Source organism: Antarcticibacterium flavum (assembly GCF_006159205.1).
Taxonomy (GTDB): domain Bacteria; phylum Bacteroidota; class Bacteroidia; order Flavobacteriales; family Flavobacteriaceae; genus Gillisia; species Gillisia flava.
The window spans coordinates 4,178,561-4,202,530 of record NZ_CP040812.1 but is presented as its reverse complement, the minus strand read 5'-3'; the positions used below and the strand labels follow the sequence as shown (position 1 = coordinate 4,202,530).

28 protein-coding genes are annotated in these 23,970 nt (G+C 40.1%); 18 read left to right on the top strand and 10 right to left on the bottom strand.

Going from position 1 to position 23,970, the window contains the following annotated elements:
- Positions 1-12 precede the first annotated feature (12 nt).
- The 4 genes from FHG64_RS18415 to FHG64_RS19925 all read left to right on the top strand — a co-directional run bounded on the left by FHG64_RS18415 (position 13) and on the right by FHG64_RS19925 (position 3,140).
- On the top strand, positions 13-1,068 hold the full coding sequence (locus FHG64_RS18415) for a sugar phosphate isomerase/epimerase family protein (protein ID WP_139067755.1): 1,056 nt from the start codon (positions 13-15) through the stop codon (positions 1,066-1,068).
- Positions 1,069-1,077: 9 nt separating this feature from the next.
- A complete protein-coding gene (locus FHG64_RS18410) occupies positions 1,078-1,836 on the top strand; it encodes a 3-keto-disaccharide hydrolase (RefSeq protein ID WP_139067754.1) in 759 nt (252 codons plus the stop codon).
- Positions 1,837-1,929: 93 nt separating this feature from the next.
- Positions 1,930-2,622, top strand: a complete 693-nt coding sequence (locus FHG64_RS19930; RefSeq protein ID WP_317133576.1) for an alpha/beta hydrolase family protein — start codon at positions 1,930-1,932, stop codon at positions 2,620-2,622.
- A 104-nt stretch (positions 2,623-2,726) separates the two neighbouring features.
- Positions 2,727-3,140: an OsmC family protein gene (locus tag FHG64_RS19925; protein ID WP_317133575.1), complete on the top strand. Its 414-nt coding sequence runs from the start codon at positions 2,727-2,729 to the stop codon at positions 3,138-3,140.
- Positions 3,141-3,377: 237 nt separating this feature from the next.
- On the opposite strand, the gene FHG64_RS18400 is transcribed toward FHG64_RS19925, so the two are convergent.
- Positions 3,378-4,472 (bottom strand): AI-2E family transporter, encoded by a 1,095-nt coding sequence (locus tag FHG64_RS18400; protein WP_139067753.1) that lies wholly within the window; start codon positions 4,470-4,472, stop codon positions 3,378-3,380.
- A gap of 293 nt (positions 4,473-4,765) precedes the next feature.
- On the opposite strand from FHG64_RS18400, the gene FHG64_RS18395 reads away from it, so the two are divergent.
- Complete coding sequence (locus FHG64_RS18395; protein ID WP_139067752.1) at positions 4,766-5,350, top strand: superoxide dismutase family protein; 585 nt, start codon at positions 4,766-4,768, stop codon at positions 5,348-5,350.
- A 54-nt stretch (positions 5,351-5,404) separates the two neighbouring features.
- On the opposite strand, the gene FHG64_RS18390 is transcribed toward FHG64_RS18395, so the two are convergent.
- The 4 genes from FHG64_RS18390 to FHG64_RS18375 all read right to left on the bottom strand — a co-directional run bounded on the left by FHG64_RS18390 (position 5,405) and on the right by FHG64_RS18375 (position 9,466).
- A complete protein-coding gene (locus tag FHG64_RS18390; RefSeq protein ID WP_139067751.1) occupies positions 5,405-6,178 on the bottom strand; it encodes a LytR/AlgR family response regulator transcription factor in 774 nt (257 codons plus the stop codon).
- A 142-nt stretch (positions 6,179-6,320) separates the two neighbouring features.
- Complete coding sequence (locus tag FHG64_RS18385; RefSeq protein WP_139067750.1) at positions 6,321-6,641, bottom strand: 2TM domain-containing protein; 321 nt, start codon at positions 6,639-6,641, stop codon at positions 6,321-6,323.
- Positions 6,641-7,975, bottom strand: a complete 1,335-nt coding sequence (locus FHG64_RS18380; RefSeq protein ID WP_139067749.1) for a histidine kinase — start codon at positions 7,973-7,975, stop codon at positions 6,641-6,643. The genes FHG64_RS18385 and FHG64_RS18380 overlap by 1 nt, the downstream gene beginning before the upstream one ends.
- Before the next feature lie 189 nt (positions 7,976-8,164).
- Complete coding sequence (locus tag FHG64_RS18375) at positions 8,165-9,466, bottom strand: NAD(P)/FAD-dependent oxidoreductase (protein ID WP_139067748.1); 1,302 nt, start codon at positions 9,464-9,466, stop codon at positions 8,165-8,167.
- A gap of 186 nt (positions 9,467-9,652) precedes the next feature.
- Here FHG64_RS18375 and FHG64_RS18370 point away from each other — a divergent pair, with 186 nt between their 5' ends.
- The 3 genes from FHG64_RS18370 (at position 9,653) to FHG64_RS18360 (ending at position 12,003) form a co-directional block, all read left to right on the top strand.
- Positions 9,653-10,147: an RNA polymerase sigma factor gene (locus tag FHG64_RS18370; protein ID WP_139067747.1), complete on the top strand. Its 495-nt coding sequence runs from the start codon at positions 9,653-9,655 to the stop codon at positions 10,145-10,147.
- Between the two features lie 4 nt (positions 10,148-10,151).
- Positions 10,152-10,790 (top strand): hypothetical protein, encoded by a 639-nt coding sequence (locus FHG64_RS18365; protein WP_139067746.1) that lies wholly within the window; start codon positions 10,152-10,154, stop codon positions 10,788-10,790.
- A 223-nt stretch (positions 10,791-11,013) separates the two neighbouring features.
- A complete protein-coding gene (locus FHG64_RS18360) occupies positions 11,014-12,003 on the top strand; it encodes a sterol desaturase family protein (RefSeq protein ID WP_139067745.1) in 990 nt (329 codons plus the stop codon).
- 51 nt (positions 12,004-12,054) lie between these two features.
- Here the strand turns inward: FHG64_RS18360 and FHG64_RS18355 are convergent, their stop codons facing one another.
- Both FHG64_RS18355 and FHG64_RS18350 read right to left on the bottom strand, forming a co-directional pair.
- Complete coding sequence (locus tag FHG64_RS18355; protein WP_139067744.1) at positions 12,055-12,858, bottom strand: lysophospholipid acyltransferase family protein; 804 nt, start codon at positions 12,856-12,858, stop codon at positions 12,055-12,057.
- 68 nt (positions 12,859-12,926) lie between these two features.
- Positions 12,927-13,571: an NUDIX hydrolase gene (locus tag FHG64_RS18350; protein ID WP_139067743.1), complete on the bottom strand. Its 645-nt coding sequence runs from the start codon at positions 13,569-13,571 to the stop codon at positions 12,927-12,929.
- Between FHG64_RS18350 and FHG64_RS18345 the strand changes: the two genes are divergently transcribed.
- On the top strand, positions 13,570-14,313 hold the full coding sequence (locus FHG64_RS18345) for a peptidylprolyl isomerase (RefSeq protein ID WP_139067742.1): 744 nt from the start codon (positions 13,570-13,572) through the stop codon (positions 14,311-14,313). The two genes, FHG64_RS18350 and FHG64_RS18345, sit on opposite strands and share 2 nt — an antisense overlap.
- 225 nt (positions 14,314-14,538) lie before the next feature.
- Here the strand turns inward: FHG64_RS18345 and FHG64_RS18340 are convergent, their stop codons facing one another.
- Complete coding sequence (locus FHG64_RS18340; RefSeq protein ID WP_139067741.1) at positions 14,539-15,255, bottom strand: RDD family protein; 717 nt, start codon at positions 15,253-15,255, stop codon at positions 14,539-14,541.
- Between the two features lie 34 nt (positions 15,256-15,289).
- Here FHG64_RS18340 and FHG64_RS18335 point away from each other — a divergent pair, with 34 nt between their 5' ends.
- The 9 genes from FHG64_RS18335 (at position 15,290) to FHG64_RS18300 (ending at position 22,941) form a co-directional block, all read left to right on the top strand.
- Complete coding sequence (locus FHG64_RS18335; protein ID WP_139067740.1) at positions 15,290-16,258, top strand: stage II sporulation protein M; 969 nt, start codon at positions 15,290-15,292, stop codon at positions 16,256-16,258.
- On the top strand, positions 16,245-17,102 hold the full coding sequence (locus FHG64_RS18330; protein WP_139067739.1) for a hypothetical protein: 858 nt from the start codon (positions 16,245-16,247) through the stop codon (positions 17,100-17,102). The genes FHG64_RS18335 and FHG64_RS18330 overlap by 14 nt, the downstream gene beginning before the upstream one ends.
- Positions 17,102-17,860, top strand: coding sequence for a DUF4129 domain-containing protein (locus FHG64_RS18325; RefSeq protein WP_139067738.1), 759 nt, complete (start codon positions 17,102-17,104; stop codon positions 17,858-17,860). Before FHG64_RS18330 ends, FHG64_RS18325 begins: the two co-directional genes overlap by 1 nt.
- Positions 17,853-18,026 (top strand): hypothetical protein, encoded by a 174-nt coding sequence (locus FHG64_RS19280; RefSeq protein ID WP_168191391.1) that lies wholly within the window; start codon positions 17,853-17,855, stop codon positions 18,024-18,026. The genes FHG64_RS18325 and FHG64_RS19280 overlap by 8 nt, the downstream gene beginning before the upstream one ends.
- Before the next feature lie 2 nt (positions 18,027-18,028).
- Entirely contained in the window at positions 18,029-19,042 is a 1,014-nt protein-coding gene (locus FHG64_RS18320) for a DUF4350 domain-containing protein (protein ID WP_168191390.1), read from the top strand.
- A 6-nt stretch (positions 19,043-19,048) separates the two neighbouring features.
- Positions 19,049-20,047, top strand: coding sequence for an AAA family ATPase (locus tag FHG64_RS18315; protein WP_139067736.1), 999 nt, complete (start codon positions 19,049-19,051; stop codon positions 20,045-20,047).
- The gene (locus tag FHG64_RS18310) at positions 20,048-21,379 is read left to right on the top strand and encodes a DUF58 domain-containing protein (RefSeq protein ID WP_139067735.1); all 1,332 of its coding nucleotides are present in this window, start codon (positions 20,048-20,050) and stop codon (positions 21,377-21,379) included. It begins immediately after the preceding gene.
- Positions 21,380-21,478: 99 nt separating this feature from the next.
- A complete protein-coding gene (locus FHG64_RS18305) occupies positions 21,479-21,907 on the top strand; it encodes a DUF2141 domain-containing protein (RefSeq protein WP_139067734.1) in 429 nt (142 codons plus the stop codon).
- 80 nt (positions 21,908-21,987) lie between these two features.
- Positions 21,988-22,941, top strand: coding sequence for a hydrogen peroxide-inducible genes activator (locus FHG64_RS18300; RefSeq protein ID WP_139067733.1), 954 nt, complete (start codon positions 21,988-21,990; stop codon positions 22,939-22,941).
- A gap of 61 nt (positions 22,942-23,002) precedes the next feature.
- On the opposite strand, the gene FHG64_RS19705 is transcribed toward FHG64_RS18300, so the two are convergent.
- On the bottom strand, positions 23,003-23,197 hold the full coding sequence (locus tag FHG64_RS19705) for a hypothetical protein (RefSeq protein ID WP_139067732.1): 195 nt from the start codon (positions 23,195-23,197) through the stop codon (positions 23,003-23,005).
- Positions 23,198-23,476: 279 nt separating this feature from the next.
- The gene (locus FHG64_RS18290; RefSeq protein ID WP_139067731.1) at positions 23,477-23,956 is read right to left on the bottom strand and encodes a DUF4442 domain-containing protein; all 480 of its coding nucleotides are present in this window, start codon (positions 23,954-23,956) and stop codon (positions 23,477-23,479) included.
- Positions 23,957-23,970 lie beyond the last annotated feature (14 nt).

Sequence of the window (23,970 nt, the reverse complement as noted above, 5' to 3'; positions counted from 1 at the left end):
ACAATATTTAATATGAAAACAATCAAAGGACCGGCTGTTTACCTGGCGCAGTTCATGGATGATAAACCACCTTTTAACTCCCTTGACGGCCTATGCAAATGGGCGGCAGATCTTGGTTACAAAGGAATACAGATCCCAACCTGGGAAAAGGCATTGATAGATATCAACAAGGCCGGGGAAAGCAAGACCTACTGTGATGACCTTAAAGGAAAAATAGAATCCTACGGCCTTGCGATCACAGAGCTTGCTTCTCATTTACAAGGGCAACTAGTCGCGGTTCACCCGGCTTATGATACAATGTTCGATAATTTTGCACCAGATGCTTATAAGAATAATCCAAAAGAAAGAACTGCCTGGGCAGTAGAGCAGCTTAAAAGTTGTGCACGAGCAAGCCGCCATCTGGGGCTGGATGTTCATGGAACCTTTAGTGGCTCCCTTCTTTGGCATACTGCCCACCCCTGGCCTCAACGCCCTCAGGGCCTTGTAGAAATGGGTTTTGCTGAACTGGCAAAGCGATGGATGCCCATCTTAAATGCCTTTGATGAAGTGGGGGTTGACGTGTGTTATGAAGTACACCCGGGAGAAGACCTGCACGATGGGGTGACTTTTGAGAGGTTCCTGGATGCAACAAATAATCACAAGCGAGTGAACCTCTTATATGATCCAAGCCATTTTATTTTGCAACAGCTGGATTATATCGAATACATAGATCATTATCATGATTACATAAAGATGTTCCACGTAAAGGATGCTGAATTCAATCCTACCGGAAAAAAAGGAACATTTGGCGGTTATTCAGACTGGATAGACCGCGCAGGAAGATACAGGCACCCTGGAGATGGGCAGGTTGATTTTAAGACGATATTCTCCAAACTTACCCAATATGGCTGCGATGTCTGGGCTGTAATGGAATGGGAATGTTGTATAAAATCCCCCGAACAGGGAGCTCGAGAAGGTGCTGCATTTATTCAAAAGCATATCATTGAAGCTACTCAAAAGAAATTTGATGACTTTGCAGGCAGTGAAATCGATGAGGAAAAATTAAAGAAGATCCTTGGAACCAATTAAATCAACTATATGAAAAAAACGAGTATTTTATTAATGGCTGTTGCCGTTTTTACCCTAAGCTGTAAGGACAATGACAGGGAGAGAGAAGAAGATGACCTAATGCAAACTAAAGAAGAAACAATGCAACAAGAAAGCGAACCGGAAGAAAGAGATCTCTTCAATGGAGAGGATCTGCAAGGGTGGAAAGCCTACAATTCCAATGAAATAACCCAATGGCAGGTGGAAGACGGTGCCATAGCCTTTACTCCTGCTGAAGGGCAACGCGAGGGTACAGAAAATATTATTACAGAAGAAGAGTATACCAATTTTGAACTCTCCCTGGAATGGAAAATTTCTGAAGGCGGTAACAGCGGGATCATGTGGGGAGTGCAGGAAGAAGAGCAGTTCAATGAACCATATTTGACCGGCCCTGAGATACAGGTCCTGGACAATAAAGCGCATCCAGATGCACAAAATGGTCCCATAAGACAGGCAGGAGCTTTATATGATATGGTAGAGCCTTCCAGCGACGTCACAAAACCTGCAGGTGAATGGAATACTATGGTGCTGCGAATAGATCATACAGAAAATAAAGGTAGTGTAACCCTTAATGGTACCACCACTACCGAGTTTCCTTTACATGGAGAGGAATGGGATAAACTTGTACAGAACTCCAAATTCAGCGACTGGGAGGATTTTGGAAAACATCGCACCGGCCATATAGCCCTGCAGGATCACAGCGATAAAGTTTGGTACCGTAACATTAAGATAAGGGAACTGGAACAATAGAAAATTTTTAATTCATTTTAAAGGCTGCACCTCCCCGTGCAGCTTTTTCTTTTTCTACCAATTTTTTACTTATTTTCATAGAAATTAAAAAATATGATCACAACCAAGATTTTTTTTGATAACGATGACAATGTAAAGCTTGCCGGTTACCTGGAATTACCAATGAACCAGGAACCTCATAATTTTGCCCTTTTTGCCCATTGCTTTACCTGCAATAAAAATTTTAAAGCCGTAAAGAATATTTGTACATCCCTTACTCAAAAAGGTTTTGGAGTGCTTAGATTTGATTTTACTGGACTGGGAGAAAGTGAAGGTGATTTTACAGATACAAATTTTTCAGGCAATGTTGAGGATCTCCTTAGCGCCGCCAAATATCTTACTGAAAATCATAAAACACCCTCGCTCCTCATTGGGCATTCCTTGGGGGGAGCCGCAGTTTTAGTTGCTGCCCATCAATTACCTGAGGTAAAAGCCGTCACCACCATTGGTTCCCCTTCTACCCTTTCCCACGTCACCCACCTACTGGAAGAGGGATTGGATGAAATTAAAACAGAGGGTGCTGCAACCATAAATATTGGTGGCAGGCCTTTTAAAATAAAGAAACAGTTCCTTCTGGACCTCGAATCGCATACCCTTGAAAGCCGTGTGAGGGACTTAAATAAAGCACTTCTTATTTTGCACTCACCCCAGGACCGTGTGGTGGAAGTAAAGAATGCAGAAGAATTGTATAAGGCAGCCAGACATCCTAAGAGTTTTGTCTCCCTTGACGGGGGGACCATCTTTTAACCAATAAGGAAGATTCCCTTTACGCGGGATCAATTATTGCCAGCTGGGCTTACAGATACCTGGACCACCCGCAAATTCCTGAACCACAATCAAAACATCAGGTTGTGGCTCAACTGGGAGAAACGGGATACACTACCTATATGCGAGCCGGGAACCATTCCTTTATTGCAGATGAACCTGAGAGTTTTGGAGGTAATGATTATGGCCCCTCCCCTTATGACCTTCTTTCGGCTGCTCTGGCTTCCTGTACATCAATGACCCTGCAAATGTACGCCCGCAGAAAAAAATGGCCACTTGAGGACGTGGAAACACATGTAAATCATTCTAAAGCACACGCCAAAGATTGTGAGGACTGTGAGAATACTTCAGCAAAAATAGATACGTTTCAAAGAGATATCATTATCACTGGTGACCTGGATGAAAAACAAAGACAGCGCCTCCTGGAAATAGCAGATAAATGCCCTGTGCATAAAACCCTGCACGCCTCTGTAGATATTCAGACTCAATTAATTAAATGAGATTTTATCTGAATGCTGTCTGGTTAAAACACAGGAAATTTAACCGAAGTCTTTCTGTAAAAAATAAAATAGTAAATCTAGATTGTCCTGGGGATGGATAAAATTCTGAAACACTATAGATTTCTAATTTTCATGCACTGTTGGTGAAGTGTCAAATTTTCAAGCCCCGCGACTTAAAGCATAGTTTCTGAATTTTGATGATCATCTGTGAATGTTTTTCCAGAAGAAAAGTGGATACTAATTCTTAAGTTTTTCCTTTATTTTCTCAAAGAAATCTTCTCCAGCTCCCGGCCTTTCATAGCCAATAAGAAAGCCTAGTGGTTTTAATTCCCGGCTGTGATCAAAGATGATCTTAAGTATCCCAAAAATTGGTACAAACAATATGAGCCCTGCAGCTCCCCATAAAGCCCCGCCCAGGATAATGGCTATAATTACGAACAAGGGGCTTTGCTGTACTTCAGACCCAATGATGACAGGCTCCAGCACATAACTTTCAATCAATTGAATGATTATAACCAATATCGAAAAACTAATTATTTCCAGGGAGCTTCCCCCAAATATGATCATAAACAGGATAGGAAGGATCCCACTTAATAAAGGTCCTATATAAGGAATAATAGTAATGATTACTCCAAATATGATCAACAGGCCGGCATGCTCAAGGTCATAAGCCAGGAACGTGATGGTATACATAATTCCAAGCAGGGTCATTACCTGTATCCTGCCCCATAGATATTTATGAGCCACCTTCCTGGTCTGCTGCATAATTTCCCGTGCCTCTTCCTTGTTCTCCCCAGAAATGTACTTCATAATGAAATCCACAAATTTATCCCGGTTTATAAGAAGTAAAAGCACATATATAAGTACCAGGAAAAAATTTCCAAGGATCCCTGTAATCCCACCTAATAAACCTGTGATAAATCCCTGAATTCCCTGAAGGATCGAAGCCATTTTTTCTTTTATCATATTTTCCTGCTGTTCCACCGTGAAGCCGGTAGATTCCATAAGCTCTACCTGCATCGAATTCAAATAACCAAGGATGTCATCCTTACGGTCGATAAGATCATTAAGGAAAACTCCCAGCTGGCGGAATAGGAAAAAGATCAAAAGGCCAATCCCAATAAAAAGAAGAAGGGTACTCAGAAAAGAAGAAACTACCCGGCCCATGTTCCATTTCTTTTCCATAAAATTACTTACAGGAAATACCAGGGTGGCAAAGAAAATTGCAAAGGTGAGGGGGATCAAAAAAGAAGATCCATAGTACAACCCGACAATAATCAGAAAACAAAAAAGTAAAACAGTATTTGCTTTTTGTAACTTTCTCCTAACCATAGGTTGTATCTTATATGAAAGCTATAATAATTATTATTTTGAAATTTATTAGTTAAATAAAATACAATAATGTAATTCAGGATATTAGCACAACACTTTTAAGTAGTTTTTTGATAGCTCATTTTCAACTTTAAAAAGTTAATTGAAAACCAGTACTTTCAAGGATAAAACAAACTTGATTTTGACTCCTTATGCCTTCTGCTGCTATGTTAAGCAATCCTTAAATCTTTGGTGAATCTTTAGATTCAGTTTACTTTAGTCCTACTAATCACTAAATTTAATCTTCAACGATTATGAAAAAATTAAGCTTAACATTTTTATTTTGTGCAGCAGTTGCAATTACAGGCTGTAAAAATGAAAACCGGGAAAATGAGACAGAACTGGAAACTGAAACCCAGATGACCCAGGATACACAAACCGAAGAAGCAAAAAAAATACGAGTGACCCTTGAAGCCAAAAGCGGTAGTGATCTTTCAGGAAACGTTGTTTTCACCGAAGAGAATGGGGAAGTAACTATGACTGCAGTGATCGATGGCCTTTCTGAAGGAATGCACGCTATCCACCTGCATGAAAGTGCAGACTGCTCTGCAGAGGATGGTTCATCTGCCGGAGGCCACTGGAACCCAACCCGGGAACGCCACGGGAAATGGGGTGCCCCAGAGGGATATCATAAAGGGGACATAGGAAACTTTAAGGTTGATGCAAATGGAAATGGTACAATTACCATGACTACAGATGAGTGGTGTATTGGATGTGATGACGATACTAAGAATATTGTAGGAAAATCTGTCGTAATACACGACGGGGTAGATGATTTTGAATCTCAGCCATCCGGAGACGCAGGAACCAGAGTTGGATGCGGAAGCATAGAGGAATAAATACTCCATACAAATTTTAAAAAAAGCGCGATCTTCTGGTTGCGCTTTTTTAATTTACTCTAGCCACTCCCGGAATTCCTTTACTTTTTCACGGGCAACTATGATTTCCTGTTCTTTATATTTATTCAACTTAATCTTTAGCCGGGAATTGGAGTAACTTACAATATCCTGTATAGAGTTTAGGTTAACATAGAATTTTCGATTTACCCTGAAAAAATTTGCTGGTGTAAGTTCTTCTGCGAGGTTTTCCAGAGAGCATTCCAGAGGATAGTTCCTACCTTCAGCTGTAAAAATATAGGTCCCTTTATTTTCACTATAAAAACATTCAATTTCTTCTACAGGAACCATTTTGAGGTGCTGTCCTATTTTAACTGTAAACCGCTTCTTGTATTTTCTTTCTATGGGATTTATGAGAAGTTTTTTAATATCTTCAAAATTTAATCGTGTGTGGTCTGCCGGTTTACCGACTTCCCTTTCCCTAAAAAATGAACGATATTTACTTACCGCAGCCTGTAGCTCCTCCTCATCTATTGGTTTCAACAAGTAATCAATGCTGTTGAGTTTAAAGGCCTGCAGCGCGTACTCATCATAGGCTGTAGTGAATATTATGGCACTTTTGATCTCCAGTGACTCAAATATCTCAAAGGAAAGTCCATCGTTAAGCTGTATATCCAGGAAAATAATATCGGGGTGCACCTGCTCATTGAACCAGGCAATTGACTGTTCTACAGAATGCAGGGTGGAAATGATCTCCACGTCCAGTTTCTCCAACATTCTGTTTAAACGTCTTGCAGCAGGTTTTTCATCTTCAATTATGACGGCTTTCATAGGTTCGATTTTATTATTTTATGCCATTGAAACACCCGATGGCTTCCCAAGGGTTCCAATGTCCAGAGAATGGGATTCGAAATCCAGTTTCTCGAAGGGAAACGCTGCCACTTTTTACCAGGCAAGGTTGATAAAAATACAATTATTCCCACTTTCTCCTTTCCTGCATTTCCCTGTCCATGAGTTCCTTTATCTTTTTTTCCTCCCATTTTCTTCCCAGAACCCACCCGGGGCCAAAAACACCGGCCCAATGGGCTAATAGTCCTATTCCCCAAAAGAACAGGGTGAAATAATTTGAAATGTCTCCCAGCTCCACCCATATATTTTTGCCAATGAACTGCGGGATCAATATCGCTGCGTTGATAAAGATGTAAACAAGCAGGTGTATATAGAAACCTTTTATATCCTTAACTCTTTTTTGAGCAACTTTATAGGAGTTGTCCTCATTATATTTTCTTTCCATTATTTCCAGCCGGTTTTTGTCATTTCTTCTTTTTCCATAATTTCACGGATCTTGTTTTCTTCCCACTTCGCCCCATAGCCAAATACTGTGAAAGCATGGATGGTGAGGCCTAATCCCCACCCCAGCAGCGGAAACCAAAACCATTGGAATTCCCAGTAAGTCCTGTAATTAATAAAGATTAAAAATGGTATTACCAGGCAATAGGAAAGTAAATTCCCGTAAAACTCTTTCATTTCCTTTACCCTGGCTTTTGCGGTAAAATAAGCATTCTCCTTGTTTGATCTTTGTGCTTCCATGACAACAATTTGTTTGGTTAATAATGGGATACGTACCTTAAACATATCTTCATCCTCTTCTATAAGGACCTTTCTCGATGTGACAAGGCTGTATCTTTCTTCAATATTCTTTAGACCTACCCCCTGCCGGGATTGAATGATCTCCTTTTTTTGCAGGTTATTTTCCACGACCAGGTAACCGGCCTCCTCATAAATTCGTATGTACAATGGCCTATTCTCGCTTACTACATTATGTTTCACCGTATTCTCGAGGAGGAGCTGTAGAGATAGCGGCACTACTTTGGCATCGGGATTCTCTGGAGTAGCGGGTGCCTCATAGAACACGCTCCCTTCAAACCTCATTTTAAGCAGTTCCATATAGGTTGAAGCAAAACGTAACTCCTCCTCTACCTCGATGAGTTCCTTATCTTTTTGTTCCAGCACATACCTGTAGATCTTAGATAGAGAAGTAGTGAATTTTTGGGCATTGTCTGGATTTTCTTCAATTAATGAGGTGAGTACATTTAAACTGTTAAACAAAAAGTGAGGGTCTATCTGGTTCTTAAGACTTTCAAATTGAGCAGAGGCAGTACCGGCAATGATCTTTTGCTCTGTCACCTTCTTTTCCTGGGCGAGCCGGTAAAAATGAATTACGTGAAAAAATAGAGCGATTACAAGAGTGATCAACAAAGCTATAAAATAGAACTGGGGATTCTCTGAGCTGAAAAATTCTTCAAAGCTCAACCCCTGGAACGCAACCCGGTGAATGATCCTAATTACAAAGATCGTGAAGAGAGTTACAAACACCGACCCGAAAAGACCAATCCAAAACCGGTATTTCGAATTTCTTTCCCATTTAAGGGAATTGAAATAATCAAACAAATATCCATTCACTAGACTTAAGGGAATACTATAAAGAATATAGAGCCCTAAATTGTGAAGCGTTCTTAAATTCCAGGTAATACTGCCTCCAGAAATAATCCTAAAGCTGTTTTCCAGTATAAAAAGAATTATCCCTATTAGAAGGCCAATTACAATTGTTTTAAAAAATCCTTTCATTTCAATTTGACATATAAAATTTTCCGGGTATAAAAACCTTCAGAAGAAGTCTTAAAGATATTAAATAAGGACTTCAGCAATAAATTCTTATACAGGGTAAATTTCTATCAAAGAATGGGTTAAACCAATAGGATATTACTGAATTGTTGATTTGAATGGATGAAATGTAATTTTAAGGACGAAATAGCTTTACACCCTCCTGTCTTCCATCTTTTCCTTGGCTCCCTTAAAAGGTCTTATTATTAAACGGGCAGCCTTATCATAGTTGATATAATTATAGACCCAGTTAAAGAATGTAACAAGACGGTTCCTGAAGCCAATAAGATACCATAGGTGGATGAACATCCAGACGAACCAGGCAAAGAAGCCTCCAAATTTCCATTTATCCAGGTCTACCACCGCCCGGTTTCTCCCAACCGTGGCCATGGTACCTTTATCTTTATAATGAAAAGGTTCCAGCTTTTCCCCTTTTACAAGGCGCTTTAAATTTTGAGCTAAATGTTTTCCCTGCTGTATGGCCGGCTGGGCAACCATGGGATGTCCCCTGGGGTATTCTTCATTTTGCATTACAGCAATGTCACCAATGGCAAATATATTCTCATACCCGTTCACCTGGTTAAACACATTAACTTCATACCGGTTTGCAGCCTCAACTAATGCCGATGCATTCAATCCTTTTACAGGTGCTCCCGTTACTCCCGCACTCCATATAAAAGTAGATGATTTAAAGACCCTGTCTGTATTTGTTGTTACGTTTTCCCCGTCATAGGATTCTACCATCGTATTAAGATGTACCTGTACCCCCAGTTCTTTAAGGAACTTATGGGCCTTTGCAGAAGCCTCTTCACTCATTGGCGGCAGTACCCTGTCCAGGCCTTCCAGCAGATGGATCTCCATTTCATCAGGATTTAGGTCGGGATAGTCCTGAGGCACGATGTTTCGTTTTAATTCGGCTATGGCACCACTTAATTCCACTCCTGTAGGGCCGGCTCCAACAAGAATAAAAGTGAGCAAAGCCTTTCTCTTTACAGGATCATCTGTGATCACTGCCTGCTCCAGGTTTTCCAGGATTAAACTACGTATATTAAGGGCCTGAGGCACTGTCTTCATCCACATCCCGTGCTCTTCTATGCTTTTGTTTCCAAAGAAATTGGTCTTGGACCCGGTTGCAATGACAAGGTAGTCATATACCATCTCTCCAATATTGGTATAAATAGTATTTTTTTCAGGATCGATACTTTCCACTTCTGCCATTCTAAAAAATGCCCTGTCACTGGAACGTGTTATCTTTCTTAAAGGATAAGCTATGGAATCTGGTTCCAAACCAGAGGTCGAAACCTGGTATAGCAAAGGTTGGAATGTGTGAAAGTTATTGCGATCAAGTAAAACTGTTTGAAAATCTTCTTTAAGTAATTTTCTGGTGAGAGTGATTCCGGCAAATCCGCCGCCTATTATTACAACTCTGGGTAAATCACTTTTAGGGATATTCATATACCGGGTTTTTTCAAAGTTATTATTTAGCGGCCAGAGGCTCGCTTAAATTCTTGCAAAAATTAGTTAAATCTCCCGATATTGCCCATTCAAAGTCTGGAAGGCAAAACATTTTGTAAGAAATTACGGTTTAAATCTGTAACAAATTGAATAATCTTAAGACTTACTCTGTGCTAACCACAACCTGTGAATAAAGAACTTGAACATAAGTTTGTGAGCAATCTGGAAAAGAACCAGAACATTGTGCACAAGATCTGTAGAATCTATACCAACGACCAGGCATCACATAATGACCTGTTCCAGGAAATTACCATCCAGCTGTGGAAAGCTTATCCAAAATTTCGTGGTGATTCAAAATTTAGTACCTGGATGTATAGGGTAGCACTTAATACAGCCATTACATTATATCGTAAGAAAAAGAGAGGAATACAGACACAGGATTACGATACCGTTCATTTTAGGATCCATGTAGAGGAATATGATGATGCTACAGAGCAGCAGTTAAAAGTAATGTACAGCGCAATTAAAGAGCTGAATGATATTGAAAAGGCCCTGATCTTTCTTTATCTCGAAGACAAAAATTACAGGGAGATATCTGAAACACTGGGTATTACCGAAGTAAATGCCAGGGTAAAGATGAACAGGGTGAAAACCAAATTAAAAAGTATTATAAATCCGTAACCATATGGATGAACTGGAGTTATTAAAAAAGGACTGGAAGAAACAGGAAGGGAACTATCCCCGGCTAAGTTATGACCAGATCTATAACATGCTTTGGAAGAAATCTTCTTCTATTGTAAAATGGATATTTGTTATAAGTATACTTGAATTTCTTTTCTGGGCCCTTATCACTATCTTTTTTGCAGACAATGATTATTGGAAGGAAATGGAGCGCCTCCATTTGAAGGAATTTACCATTGCAGCCTATATAGTAAGCTACGGGATCACATTTTTCTTTATCTATTTGTTTTACAGGAACTACCAGCGTATCTCTGCCACAGATGATTCCTCAACACTAATGAAAAATATCCTTAAAACCAGGAAGACGGTAAAATGCTATATTGCTTATATCCTTATTTCTACAGCAGTTACGACCCTGGTCTATACATATTTTGCTTTTTATTACCATCCTTATACGGTACAGGTAGATGATGTTTCCAAATACACCTTTACCTTCACACAATGGGCTATTTTTATTGGTGTAATGGCATTGTTCTTTGGAATGTTACTTGGTCTTATATGGCTGTTCTACAGGGTGATATACGGCATACTCCTTAAACGTTTAAATAGGAATTACAAAGAATTAAAAAAACTCGAGATGTAAACTGAGGTAAACCTGGTGCCGTTTCTTTAGATAACTATTTTGATGAAATTATTCTAATTGGATAAAAAGGTACTATCATTTTACATTCGCTCTCAGGTGATAAAAAAATTTTATATAATTTTTATTAGTTAATCCTTCCGGCTTTCACCACATTTCATTAATTTATAGCAATTCTAAAACGGGTGCAATTTTTCCTTTTGGACCCTTCTAAACTATAAGGTAAATGGAATTCACAAACCCGCTGGTATACGGGGTTCCGGTATTTTTAGGAATGATCCTGCTGGAGCTTACCTATAGCAAAACCCATGGTCAAAAAGATCTTTATCAATGGAAGGATCTTACCTCCAGTTTGTTACTGGGAATAGGTTCTGCTGTTTTGGGCGCCCTGGTCAAAACAATAGCGGTAATCCTTATATTCAATTTTGTATACGAGATATTTAATCCTGTGGTTGATGGGGTAAGAATGAATATTTTTGGATATGAATCTTTTGGATACGCCTGGTATGTATGGATCCTATGTATGCTGGCCGATGATTTTACGTATTACTGGTTCCATCGTCAAAACCATATGGTTCGGTTTTTTTGGGCAGCACATATAGTTCATCATTCTTCAGATAACTTCAATTTAGGGACTGCAATTAGGAATGGTTGGTTCACAATACTTTATAAACCATTTTTTTATGTGTGGATCGTAATGATAGGTTTCCCTCCAGAAATGCTGGTGGTATGCCTTGGAATTGAAGCCCTTTGGCAATTTCAGTTACATTCCCAATACATCCCCAAATTGGGTATTTTCGAAAAGTTTATTAACACCCACACAATGCACCAGGTTCACCACGCGCGTAATTTGGAGTATATGGATAAGAACCACGGCGGAATTCTAAACATCTTTGACCGCATCTTTGGAACCTGGAAAGAATATGACGAAAACATTGATATTGAATATGGGGTATCCACTCCTCCCAATTCCTATAATTTATGGGTGATCCTCTCCCATGAGTATAAAAATATATGGGAAGACACTAAAAAGTCCAGGAACTGGAGACATAAATTTATGTATGTCTTTGGGCCTCCCGGCTGGAGTCATGATGGCAGCACCAAAACGGTAAAGGAAATGCAAAAGGAGCTTATGGAATCACAAAAACTTAAACCGGCTGCCACTGTAGTAAGGAAAAAATCGGTTATCGAAAAAGGAGTTGCTGTCGAGAACTAGTAAATAGAAATATTGCCACGCTTACTGGCAGGGAGACAACTGCAGACGGGGTTAATATTCCCACCTCCTTTTTTCATTGAGCTTTTCAACCGCGTCTATCTCTTCTCTTGGAATCACTTTAAGAAAAGATGGATGTTGCTCAATTGAATATTCCAGCTTCTCCACAATTTCCTCCACGGTCTCATTTTCATAGTCGAACTCCAATGGTGGCTTTATCTGGAATGTTTGGAGAATCCCTCTTTTTTTGATCCTGATTCCTTTTTTATCATATGCCCGGCGAAAGCCGTCTATTACTATTGGTATCACCACGGGCTTATATTGTTTGATAATATGAGCTGTTCCTTTTCTAATTGGCTTAAAAGGTTTGGTGGTACCCTGCGGAAAAGTTATTACCCAGCCATCCTTAAGAGCCACACCAATATTTTCAGTATCATTAGGATTCACCTCACGCTGTACTTCTGTTCCTTTTGCCCTCCAGGTACGTTCTACAGATACAGCTCCCGCATAGGCCATGATCCTGGTAAGAAGCCCGGCCTGCATGGTTTCTTTAGCTGCCACATAATAAATATTGAGTTTGGGTTGCCAGATGTATCCAAGATTTTTTATGGAATCCTCCCTCCCGCTCAAACTGGCATTAAAGACGTGGAACATCGCAGTAACATCGGCAAAATAAGTTTGATGGTTGGAAACAAAAAGCACATTGGTATTGGGCAAATTCCTTATGATTTCAGACCCCTCGATCTTCAATTCATTGAATCCCCTGTACCTGCGATGTGTTAAGACACCAAAAATACGGATAAGCCACTTTTTTAGAAAAAGTATATGTCCAAATGGATTTCTCTTAAAAATTCCCATCTTCTAATAATAGCTGCTTTGATTACTAAATTACCAATTAAAAGCGGGCAAATATAATAATTCAAAAATTACAGCACCTGTTTAAGTAATTCTTTCATCTCGCTCAACATCATTGCCGTGGCGCCCCATACTACATGACCATTTAGGGAAAACGCCGGCACCTCAATGTTTTGGGCATAGGATGTACTTAACCTTTGGGTAATAACGTTCCTGTCATCTAAAAAATGATCAACATCCACTTCCAGGATTTTTTCCACTTCGCTCTCCTGTGGTACCAGGCTGGGAGTGCTTTCCACAAACCCTACATAGGGATGTACCCAAAAGTTACTTGGAGGAATGTAGAGCCTGGTCAATTTCTTTACGACTTTGACATTTTCTTTGGGTATCCCCACCTCCTCCTCTGTCTCTCTTAAAGCCGTATGTTTTAGATTCTTATCATATAATTCCACCCTTCCTCCCGGGAAACCAACCTGGTTCGAATGAACACCTTTATAGGTTTTTCGAAGTATGAGCACGAGGTGCGTAATGTCCTTTGGATCTGGATAAAAAACAGCAAGTACCCCTGCTTTGTTGGAAGTCCTGGATTTAGCCGCTGAGATTTCTTCCAGTTCTTTTATTCGAAGGACGGGGGCCAATTTATGCTGTGCCTCCTCGCCGGGAAGTTCTAAATTTGTTAAATTTGATATCTTATATTTAAACTCATTAAAATCCATGTCACGATACCTTTCAATCCTTCTCTGTACGTTATTTCTCTCTTTTGCAAGTTGTGAAGATAAGGAAAAGTCAAGTAAAAATATCACTACATCTCCTCCGGCGATTGAAGATACTGCCGGAGTTGAAAAAGAACAGCAGGAAAAAGTGGAAAAGAAGGAAACCACTTCCCTGGAGAAAGAAGATAAGATTGGGCCGCTTATAGTTCAGGAAGAGTTTATTCCGTTTATGACAAAATACGGGGAAGAGAATCCAGAAACCCGGGTAAGGATAAAAACACGCTTTGGAGATATAGATGTACAGCTTTACCGGGACACCCCCTTACACAGGGCCAATTTTATTTACCTGATAAAACGTGGATATTTTGACAATACCTTTTTTCACCGGGTTGCAGAAGGTTTCGTGATACAGGGAGGAAATTCAGATAACAGGGATACCAGCCGCAAAAGGAATTATATTGGCTCCTATCTTGTTCCAAGCGAATTTGAAGCAGGGCACCGCCATACCAGGGGGGCCTTTTCAGCAGCAAAATACAGTGAACAAAATGTGAGTAAGGCTTCTTCTCCTTATGAGTTCTTTATCGTACAAAGTCACCGTGGGGCCCATCATCTTGATAATGACCATACAGTTTTTGGGCGTGTTACCAGCGGGATGGATGTTGTTGATGAAATTGCCGCACAGGAGGTAGGAGAAGGAGAATGGCCATTAAGGAATATTTACCTCGAAGTAGAGGTCCTTGATTAATTATCCATTGATGTCCTATTAAAATTTGAATACGTTAGGCCTTGTATAAATAGCCACAGGTCATATCAATCTTAACATGGGGGTGGTCCCGAATCTAATTCAGTTTAAGAAAATTCAGGCTTTTAAAAAGTGTGTAAAACGATGTTTTTAAAAGACTTAGATTTTAGTCCAGGTTCTATATTCCAGCAGCGGTAGCGGTCCAGACTCTTATACCAACAACAGTGATTAATTTCCCTGGGTGTAATAATTGTAATCCCTTAAAATTATCCTTACAAAATCTACCGGCTTTTCTTTTGGCTCTACCTCAATTATACTGGCGATCTTCTGGGACAGGGTAACAATAACCTTGTGATTTCCATACTGCCGGGCATCATTATAGATCCTCTTGATATCCTGGATATCGCGGTCCTTGAGGGCAATTACCTGCGGGTAGGTTGGCTCAAAATTCTCTGGTAAATCCATTAAAATGGTTTGTGAGAGGTTGACCTGTTTTTTTTCAGTGATCACGGTAGTACCGGCGGCCAGATCGCCTAAACGTTGGCCTTTGCCGTTAAGTAATATGGTTACCACGGCCACTGCACCACTGCTTATAGAGATATCTACGATCCTTAACAACCATCTTACAATAAACTGGTTAAACCTGGGCCTGGCACCATCCAGCCTTACAACCCTTAGATCCAGCGCTGCTTTCCCCGGGCTTTGGCCATTATTAAAAGTTTCCCATAGCAGGTAATATAGGAAAATGGGCAGTCCAACAACAAGGTAATAAACCCAAAGTTCTCCACCCCCTAAGCCAAGGCCAGATATTGCCAGGGAGGTTAGAATGGCAAATCCCGTAAGGATCAAGGTATCTATTAAGAATGCAAGGATCCTTTCTCCTATCCCTGCGACATTTTGGTGAATCCCTATATTTTGAGCGGTTTCTATTTGAAAATTATCCATTTAATACGTTTCTTTGAGACAAATATCCTGACTCATGCGCGAGGCTGCTTTCGTGAAGCAAAATAAGAATAAATGGCTGAAATTCGAAGAGGAGCTACACAATAAAAAATCTCCAGATCCTCAGGCTATTTCCCATCTTTACCTGGAGGTAACAGATGATCTTAGCTACGCAAAAACCTTTTATTCCGGCAGCAATACCGTTACCTATCTTAATGGGCTGGCAGCAAAGGCACATCAAAGGATTTATACCAACAGAAAAGAACCTGGAAACGTTTTTTTGAACTTTTACACCCGCGATTTTCCCAAAATGTTTTACAGGCATCAAAAACAGCTGCTTTTGAGCTTTTTGATATTCAGTATTTTTATAGCTGTAGGTGTTTTTTCGGCATCGAGTGATGCTGCATTTGTAAGAGCGATATTAGGCGATGCCTATGTTAATATGACTCTCGAGAATATAGCCAGGGAAGATCCTATGGCCGTGTATAAGCAAATGGGAGAGGTCGATATGTTCCTGGGTATCACCATAAATAATATACGGGTGGCCCTTATGGCTTATACTTTTGGCATCCTTGCCGGCCTGGGAACCGTTTACATCCTCATGCAAAATGCCATTATGCTGGGGTCCTTTCAGTATTTTTTTCACGAGCAGGGAATGCTTTGGGAATCTGCCAGAACGATCTGGATCCATGGCACCATTGAGATATCTGTAATAATTATTGCGGGATGCGCAGGACTGGTAGTTGGTAAAAGCATCCTTTTTCCGGGGACATATCCCCGGCTTACCTCGTTTGTTAAAGGGGTCAAAGAAGGACTTAAAATTGTATTAAGCACCATTCCCTTTTTTATAATCGCGGGATTTCTCGAGGGCTTTGTTACCAGGCTTACGGGAATGCCAGACTTCCTTGCAATTATAATAATAACTGTTTCGTTGCTTAGCATCCTGTTCTACTATGTCTACTATCCTATCTATCTAAACAACAAAAAATTAAATGCAAACAAATAGTAATATCCAGTTTAAAAAACAAAGGGAATTAGGTGACATTTTAACTGTCACATTTAAATTTATAAGGGAAAATTACAAGCCTTTGCTTAAATTGATGACCAGTATTACGGGGCCATATTTTCTTATTCTTTTGGCTGCAATCTCCTATTACACCTATGCAGTAGCGGGTAGTCCTTTCCAGGCAATAAGCAGTGGGTTTACCAATTTTCTCTTTGCCTTTCTTATTCTTGCAGCCGCATTATTACTTTTTTATGCCGCGCTCTACGGTACAATCCTTCATTATATAAAATCCTATACCCTGCATAATGGAGAGGTCAAACCCAAGGATGTAAAGCAAGGGGTGCAGCAGGATTTCTTCAAACTTATATTGCTTTCTATAATATCTGCTATCCTCATAATTGCCGGCCTAATTGTGTTTATTATTCCCGGGATCTATTTGATCGTCCCGCTAAGTTTTGCATCTGCCGTGCTGGTTTTTAAAAGATATAGTGTAACAGAATCTATAGGCTATTGTTTTGAGCTTATTAAAGATCACTGGTGGATGACCTTTATCACACTCCTGGTCGTCTGGTTGCTGGTTTATATCATAGGCCTTGTCTTCCAGATGCCTATGTTGATTTATATGTTCATAAAAGCGTTTACAATGGTTCAGGAAGGATCTGCAGCCAATCCTGAAGCGTTTATGGATTGGCCATTTATGGTGCTTAACGTGATCTCTTCCCTTATCCAATACCTGCTCTCTACCATTACGATCATTGCTATTACGTTTATTTACTTTAACCTCAATGAGCATAAAAACCTTACTGGCACCTTTGAAACTATAGATAACCTGGGAAATCATTAATGAAGTTATTCCTCCTCCTTATTAGCATTTTCTACTGCAGTAATGCCTTTCCTGCTCAAAAGGATAGTATTGCCCCAAGGCCGGTAGTGCAGTATGATACGATAAGGGAGGTGGAACCCGTGGTTTTTGATTCAGCTAAGCTCGAGGATTACCGCCAGCTCAAAGCATTTGATTATTTAAATGAGATCGAAAAGGATTCATGGTGGACCCGTTTCAAAAAATGGCTGGATATGAAGTATCAACAGTTCCTAAACTGGCTGTTTGGAGAATACCAGGCAAACTCTATTCTCACTTTTCTTTTAAAACTGCTCCCCTACCTTATTATCATTGCAATTTTGGGATTTATTGTGTGGTTATTTATAAGGCTCAATCCCGGCGCCTCTTTCCTTGGAGAGATGGAGCAACCCGGGGTGATCTTTAATGAAGAGGAAGAAATAATCCAGAAGGCAGATATTTCTGGCCTTATTGAAGAGGCAATAGCACGGGGGGATTATCGGCTAGCAGTTAGGTATTATTACCTCAGGCTTCTTAAACAACTGGACAGTAACGGAATCATAAATTATGAATACCAAAAGACCAATGCCGATTATCTTGCTGAAATAAAAGAAAATGAATTGCAAAATTCGGTGAGAAGGATCATCAGACTTTACAATTTCATCTGGTACGGAAATTTTGAGGTGTCGGCAGGAGATTTTAACAGGGTTCAGGAGAATTTCAATAAGATTAATGCCACACTAAAATCCTACACCCATGACTAGAGGAGGTAAATTTGCCATGGGACTTATCCTGCTTATGGTTTTACTGCTTACCTACTTGGAGGCATCTGAACCTGATCCTGTCAACTGGAATCCCAGTTATCTTGAAACAGACAGGATAGCATTGGGAAGTTTTATTTTTTACGAATCCTGGGGGATACCGGTGTAAATTTGGAGAAGGTAGATGTACCGCCATTTGAATTTCTGAATTCAGAACCTGGTGGTACTTATTTCTTTTTAAACAACTACCTTGATTTTGACAAAGCAGAGGTTAAGAAAATCCTTAACTGGGTAGAAGAAGGGAATACAGTTTTTCTCGCTGCATCATATTTTAGTGAATCACTTCGTGACACCCTGCAACTGGAAACATCTACACTAATCCCCGGCGGAAATTTTACCTCCCGTCCCTATGTGAGCCTGGTTAATAAAAAGCTTCAGCAATCAAATGCCTGGCACTTTGACCACGACGTGAACCTGGAATATTTCAGCAGGATTGATACCTTAAAGCATACGATCCTTGGAGTAGGAAGTCTTAAAGAATATAGGTCACAAGAGGAAGCTTATCCGCTATTTTTACATTCAGAATGGGGTAAGGGAAATATTTATATTCATTCCTTTCCCGAAGCTTTCAGCAATTATTTTTTGCTGAAGGAGGATAACTATAAATATGCTGAGGGAGTACTGGCATATCTTGATAACAAAGGGCCTGTATACTGGGATAGATACTATAAAACCGGAAAAAAATTTCACACTTCCCCCCTTTATATACTTCTTAATAACAGGGCGCTAAAATGGGCTTACTATTTTATCCTTATAGGTGCTGTTCTCTTTATCATATTCGAAGGCAAGAGGAAACAACGGCCGGTACCGGTGGTTGAACCGCTTAAAAATCAAACCTACGAATACTCCAGGACAATTGCAGACCTTTACCTGGAACAGAAACAATACAAAGCCCTGGCGCTTAAAAAAATTGATCATTTTTATGATTATATTCGAACCAGGTACAGGATCTTTTCAGCCTGGCAGGAGGAGAAAACTCTTAGGGAACTATCCCAAAAAAGCGGCCACAGCATTGAAGATATTAATGATCTAAGGGCATTATTTACAGATATATCCCGAAAACCGGAAATTAGTAAAGAAGAATTAAGGGAACTTAATGAAAAAATAGATTCCTATAAACAATAGTACTACATGAATAACGAAGTCACTCCAAACGAAGAAATACATTTTCATAACCGTATTCCCCTTGAAGAATTACAGAAGGCAGTACAGGATCTTAAAGGCCAGTTGGGCCAGGTCATAATTGGGCAGGATAGGTTCATTGAATTGCTAATAGCGGGATTGCTGGCCAATGGCCACGTACTCATTGAGGGGGTACCGGGGGTAGCCAAGACCGTAACTGCAAAATTATTTGCCCGTACCCTGGAAACAGAATTTAGCAGGATACAATTTACTCCAGATCTTATGCCCAGCGATGTCCTGGGAACATCTGTCCTCAACTCAAAAACCTCTGGTTTTGATTTCAAACCGGGACCTATATTCTCAAATATTGTCCTTATAGACGAAATTAACCGGGCGCCTGCCAAAACACAGGCGGCTCTGTTCGAGGTGATGGAGGAACGACAAATTACCATAGATGGAAAGAAGTATGAAATGAAACCACCTTTTATGGTAGTGGCAACTCAAAACCCTATTGAGCAGGAAGGTACGTATGCCTTGCCCGAAGCTCAACTAGACCGCTTTTTGTTTAAAATAAAAGTAGATTACCCTACTGCCGAAGAGGAAGTAAGGATCCTGCAGTCACATCATGAAAGAAAAGGAGCTTTGCCTGAAGCTAATATAACTCCTGTACTTACCCCCGAACAACTGCAGGCCCTGCAGGTGCAGATAAGGGAGGTTCGTGTTGAGGAAAAATTACTGAATTACATTGCACAACTGGTCATTAAAACACGTAATCATCCTCACCTCTATTTGGGGGCGTCGCCACGTGCCACCATTGCAGTAATGAATGCCGGTAAGGCTATGGCTGCTATTGAAGGGAGGGATTTTGTAATTCCTGAGGATATCAAAAAGATACTGGCTCCTGTCCTGGCTCACAGGGTTATCCTCTCACCTGAAAGGGAAATGGAAGGCATTACCCAGGAAAATGTAATTGATATTATCGCAAATACAATAGAAATACCAAGGTAGGTGCTTAAAACCTTTAAGTCCATATATTTTCACCAACGGGTGTTTACGGCGGTTTTTAGCCTTGCCGTATTATTCCTGTTCTCCTATTGGTTTCCTATCCTATATACTCCTGCCTGGCTCATAGCTGTCCTGCTTTTCATTTTATTACTTATTGATTTTATAGCTTTATATAATAAGATAGGGATCACGGCTCAAAGGCGGGTTCCAGAGAAGTTATCAAATTCAGATAACAATCAGGTTTACGTACATGTGACCAACACTTATAAGTTCAGGGTTTTTCTGGAAATAATAGATGAGATCCCGGTACAATTCCAGAAGCGGGATTTTCAGCAAAACCTTATCCTGGGTGCAGGGCAAACTTCGGGCTTTGATTATGGTTTAAGACCGGTGGAGCGGGGTGAATATACCTTTGGAAAATTGAACATCTATGTGTCCTCTGCTTTTAAAATGCTCAAGAAAAGGATGGTGTTTGATGAGGAGGCAACTGTAAAAGTTTACCCTTCATTCATACAAATGAGGCAGTATGATTTCCTTGCAATAGATAACAGGTTAAGACAGGCAGGCCTTAAAAAGATAAGAAGAATTGGCCATACCCAGGAATTTGAACAAATAAAGGAATATGTTGCGGGCGATGATGTGAGAAGTATCAACTGGAAAGCTACTGCAAAACAACCCGGGTTAATGGTTAATCAATATCAGGATGAAAAGGCCCAACCGGTATATTCCATAATTGATACCGGGCGTGTGATGAAAATGCCCTTTAACGGGCTTAGCCTTTTGGATTATGCTATTAACAGTACCTTGGCTTTTTCCAATGTAGCTTTGCAAAAAAAGGATAAAACAGGGGTGATCTCCTTCTCCAATAAACCCGGTAGTATCCTGCCGGCCAATGCCAAACGTACCTACCTCAACCAGATCCTTGAGAACCTTTATAACATTAATACAGATTTTCTGGATTCAGACTTTGGGATGTTATACACGCTCCTTAAGAGAAAAGTACGCCAGCGCAGCCTGCTGCTCCTCTATACCAATTTTGAACATATGAATGCCCTGGGAAGAAACCTGGGTTACCTGCAGGCATTGGCAAAACATCACGTACTCGTAGTAATCTTCTTTGAAAACGTGGAACTGGAAAAGGTGGTAAAAACCCAAATGACAAACATTCCGGGAATCGCTCACCAAACCATTGCTGAGGATTTTGCATATGAGAAGAGGCTTATGGCCAGGAAACTCCAGCAACACGGGATCCAAACCTTACTTACCAGGCCCGAGGATTTAACCGTGAACACCATTAATAAATACCTGGAGATCAAGGCTCGCGGGATCCTCTAACACTTCATCCCCTTTTTTCTACAGTTGGGAACCTTTACTTTTTAGGGGCCTGCCCTGCCCTATATCTTTGATCGTATTAATAACCTTAAACTATAAATTATGAAAACGATCATTTTTTTAATGCTTATGTTTGCTTTTAATTCAGCATTCTCCCAGGAAGGAAAAACAGCTACTCTAACGGTGGTAGTGGAAAATATTAAAAGCAATGAAGGAGAGGTGCTGGCCGGTCTTTACAGCAAGGAAACATTTATGAGGACAGAAGCTGAATTTGGAGCCAAAAGCGGGAAGATAGAGAATGGAAAGGTAACTCTTGTATTTGAAAACGTCCCTGCGGGAACTTATGGCCTTTCAGTTTTACACGACAGGAATTCCAATGGACGTATGGATTTTGAAGCTTCCGGAATGCCGCAGGAAGATTATGGGATTTCAAATAATATCTTCAACCCTTTTGGACCACCACGATGGGAAGATGCCAAATTTGAGGTTGATGACACTACAATGGAAATGACGATTAATCTTAGTCGTTAAACTATAGGTAAAAGTAGCAGTAAGGAATTTTTCGAATAGAAAAAATCAATACATTTGCAGCTGTAATATTTCAAGGCTTTATGACGATCACCCAGCTACAATATGTTCTTGCTGTTGCAGAACACCAAAACTTTACAAAAGCAGCTCAAAAGGTATTTGTAACCCAACCCACATTGAGCATGCAAATTCAAAAACTCGAAGAGGAACTTGATGTACAGATCTTTGACAGGAGCAAAAAACCAATCCAGCTTACTGAGACCGGAAGAAAAATTGTCACCCAGGCCAGGAATATTGTAAATGAAAGTGACAGGATCCAGGATATAGTAGACCAACAAAAAGGATTTATAGGTGGTGTATTTCGCCTGGGAGTCATTCCCACGATAATGCCCACCCTTTTGCCCATGTTCCTTAACAACTTTATAAAGAAATACCCAAGGGTAAAATTAAAGATCGAGGAGCTTAATACAGAGGCAATTGTTGAGCGGCTTAAGGATGGGCATCTCGATGCTGCCATAGCAGCCACTCCTCTTGAACTGCAAGGAATAAAAGAACAGGTGTTATATTACGAACCTTTCGTAGCTTATGTACCTGCCGGCCATAGATTGTCGAAAAAGGACAAGATAGAGGTTGAAGATCTTGAGATAGATGATATGCTCCTGCTGGAGGATGGCCATTGTTTTAAAGACGGGATATTGAATCTTTGCAAAGCTTCCAGGGATTACGAAAATGATAAATTCCAGCTGGAGAGCGGTAGCTTTGAAACCCTTGTAAAATTATCTAATGAAGGATTGGGCATGACATTACTACCCTATCTTCACACCCTGGATATTAAGGAAAGTGAAAGCAAACAACTTAGAATGTTCAGCGATCCTGTCCCGGCAAGGGAGGTAAGCCTAATTTATAACAAAAGCGAACTTAAGATACAGATCATTGAAGCATTAAGAAGCACAATAGCAGGGGTAGTAAAAGGCGCAATAGCTTTTCAGAATGTGAAAATAATCAGTCCGCTTAAAACCAATGAAAAGCTGAGATAATTATACTTTATACACACACAGGTAGTTTAAAGAATAAAAAAGCGGCCCGCAGGCCGCTTTTTTATTTTAATAAGATTAAACATTGGTTTAGTTCGGGGTTCTGCCTTGTTAGGGAGATGATCCAGATCTTTAATTCCTCGATTTCATGAGGTAAAAGTCTTTGGAGTGCCTTCTTAACTTCTTTGCAGAACAATACCGCATCAAAACTTACCTTCGAAAGGACCGTTTTGGTGTATTCAAACATCGCTCTCGCCATAATTTGAAACTATTTAGGTTGTTGATTGAATTAGAAAAGTAATTGTGAAGCAATAGGCATTATCTTTAAACAATTTAAATATAAGAAAAATATTACGAAAACGTTTGAGTAAAACTTATTTTAACATTTCCCACTTGTCGATTTGAGACTGCAGTTTGATAGTGATAATTAATCAACCCCTTGTATTACTATGATTGGCAGCAGGTGTTAATTTTATTTTCCTGGGGAATTGCAGAAATCAAGAACAGTTTGCCGATTTCTTCGTAGAAAAGAAACAGACTATCCTGAAGTCTTCTTTTCGCTGCGAACTTTTTTACGAATTGTCCACTCAAATTCGAAAACAGATACTTCAACCCCTTCTTCGTTATAACCGGTAGATTTCATCCAGAAGGTTTCCCCCTCCCCGCTCACAGTAGTATTTTCAATTGCTTTTGTGATCCTGTCGCCATCTTCACAAATAAACCTAATCCTGCCCGTAGCTTTCTTTGTAAAACTCGCCTTGTTTTGTGCAACGAGCATGGAGATTTTCTCCCCGCTCTCCTTGATTTGTGACATCACAAGAGCACCTGTGCTTAGCTCGGCAGCCATGGCTTGTACAGCAAAGTACATCGAATTGAACGGATTTTGATTTATCCAGCGATGCTTTACACCTACTTCACAGGAATGTTTGTTAATTTTTTTTACCCGTACACCGCATAACCATGCACTGGGTAATTTAACCATAAGGAACTTGTTAAGCTTGCCTGGACTGAGGTTCATGAGTGATTTTTGCT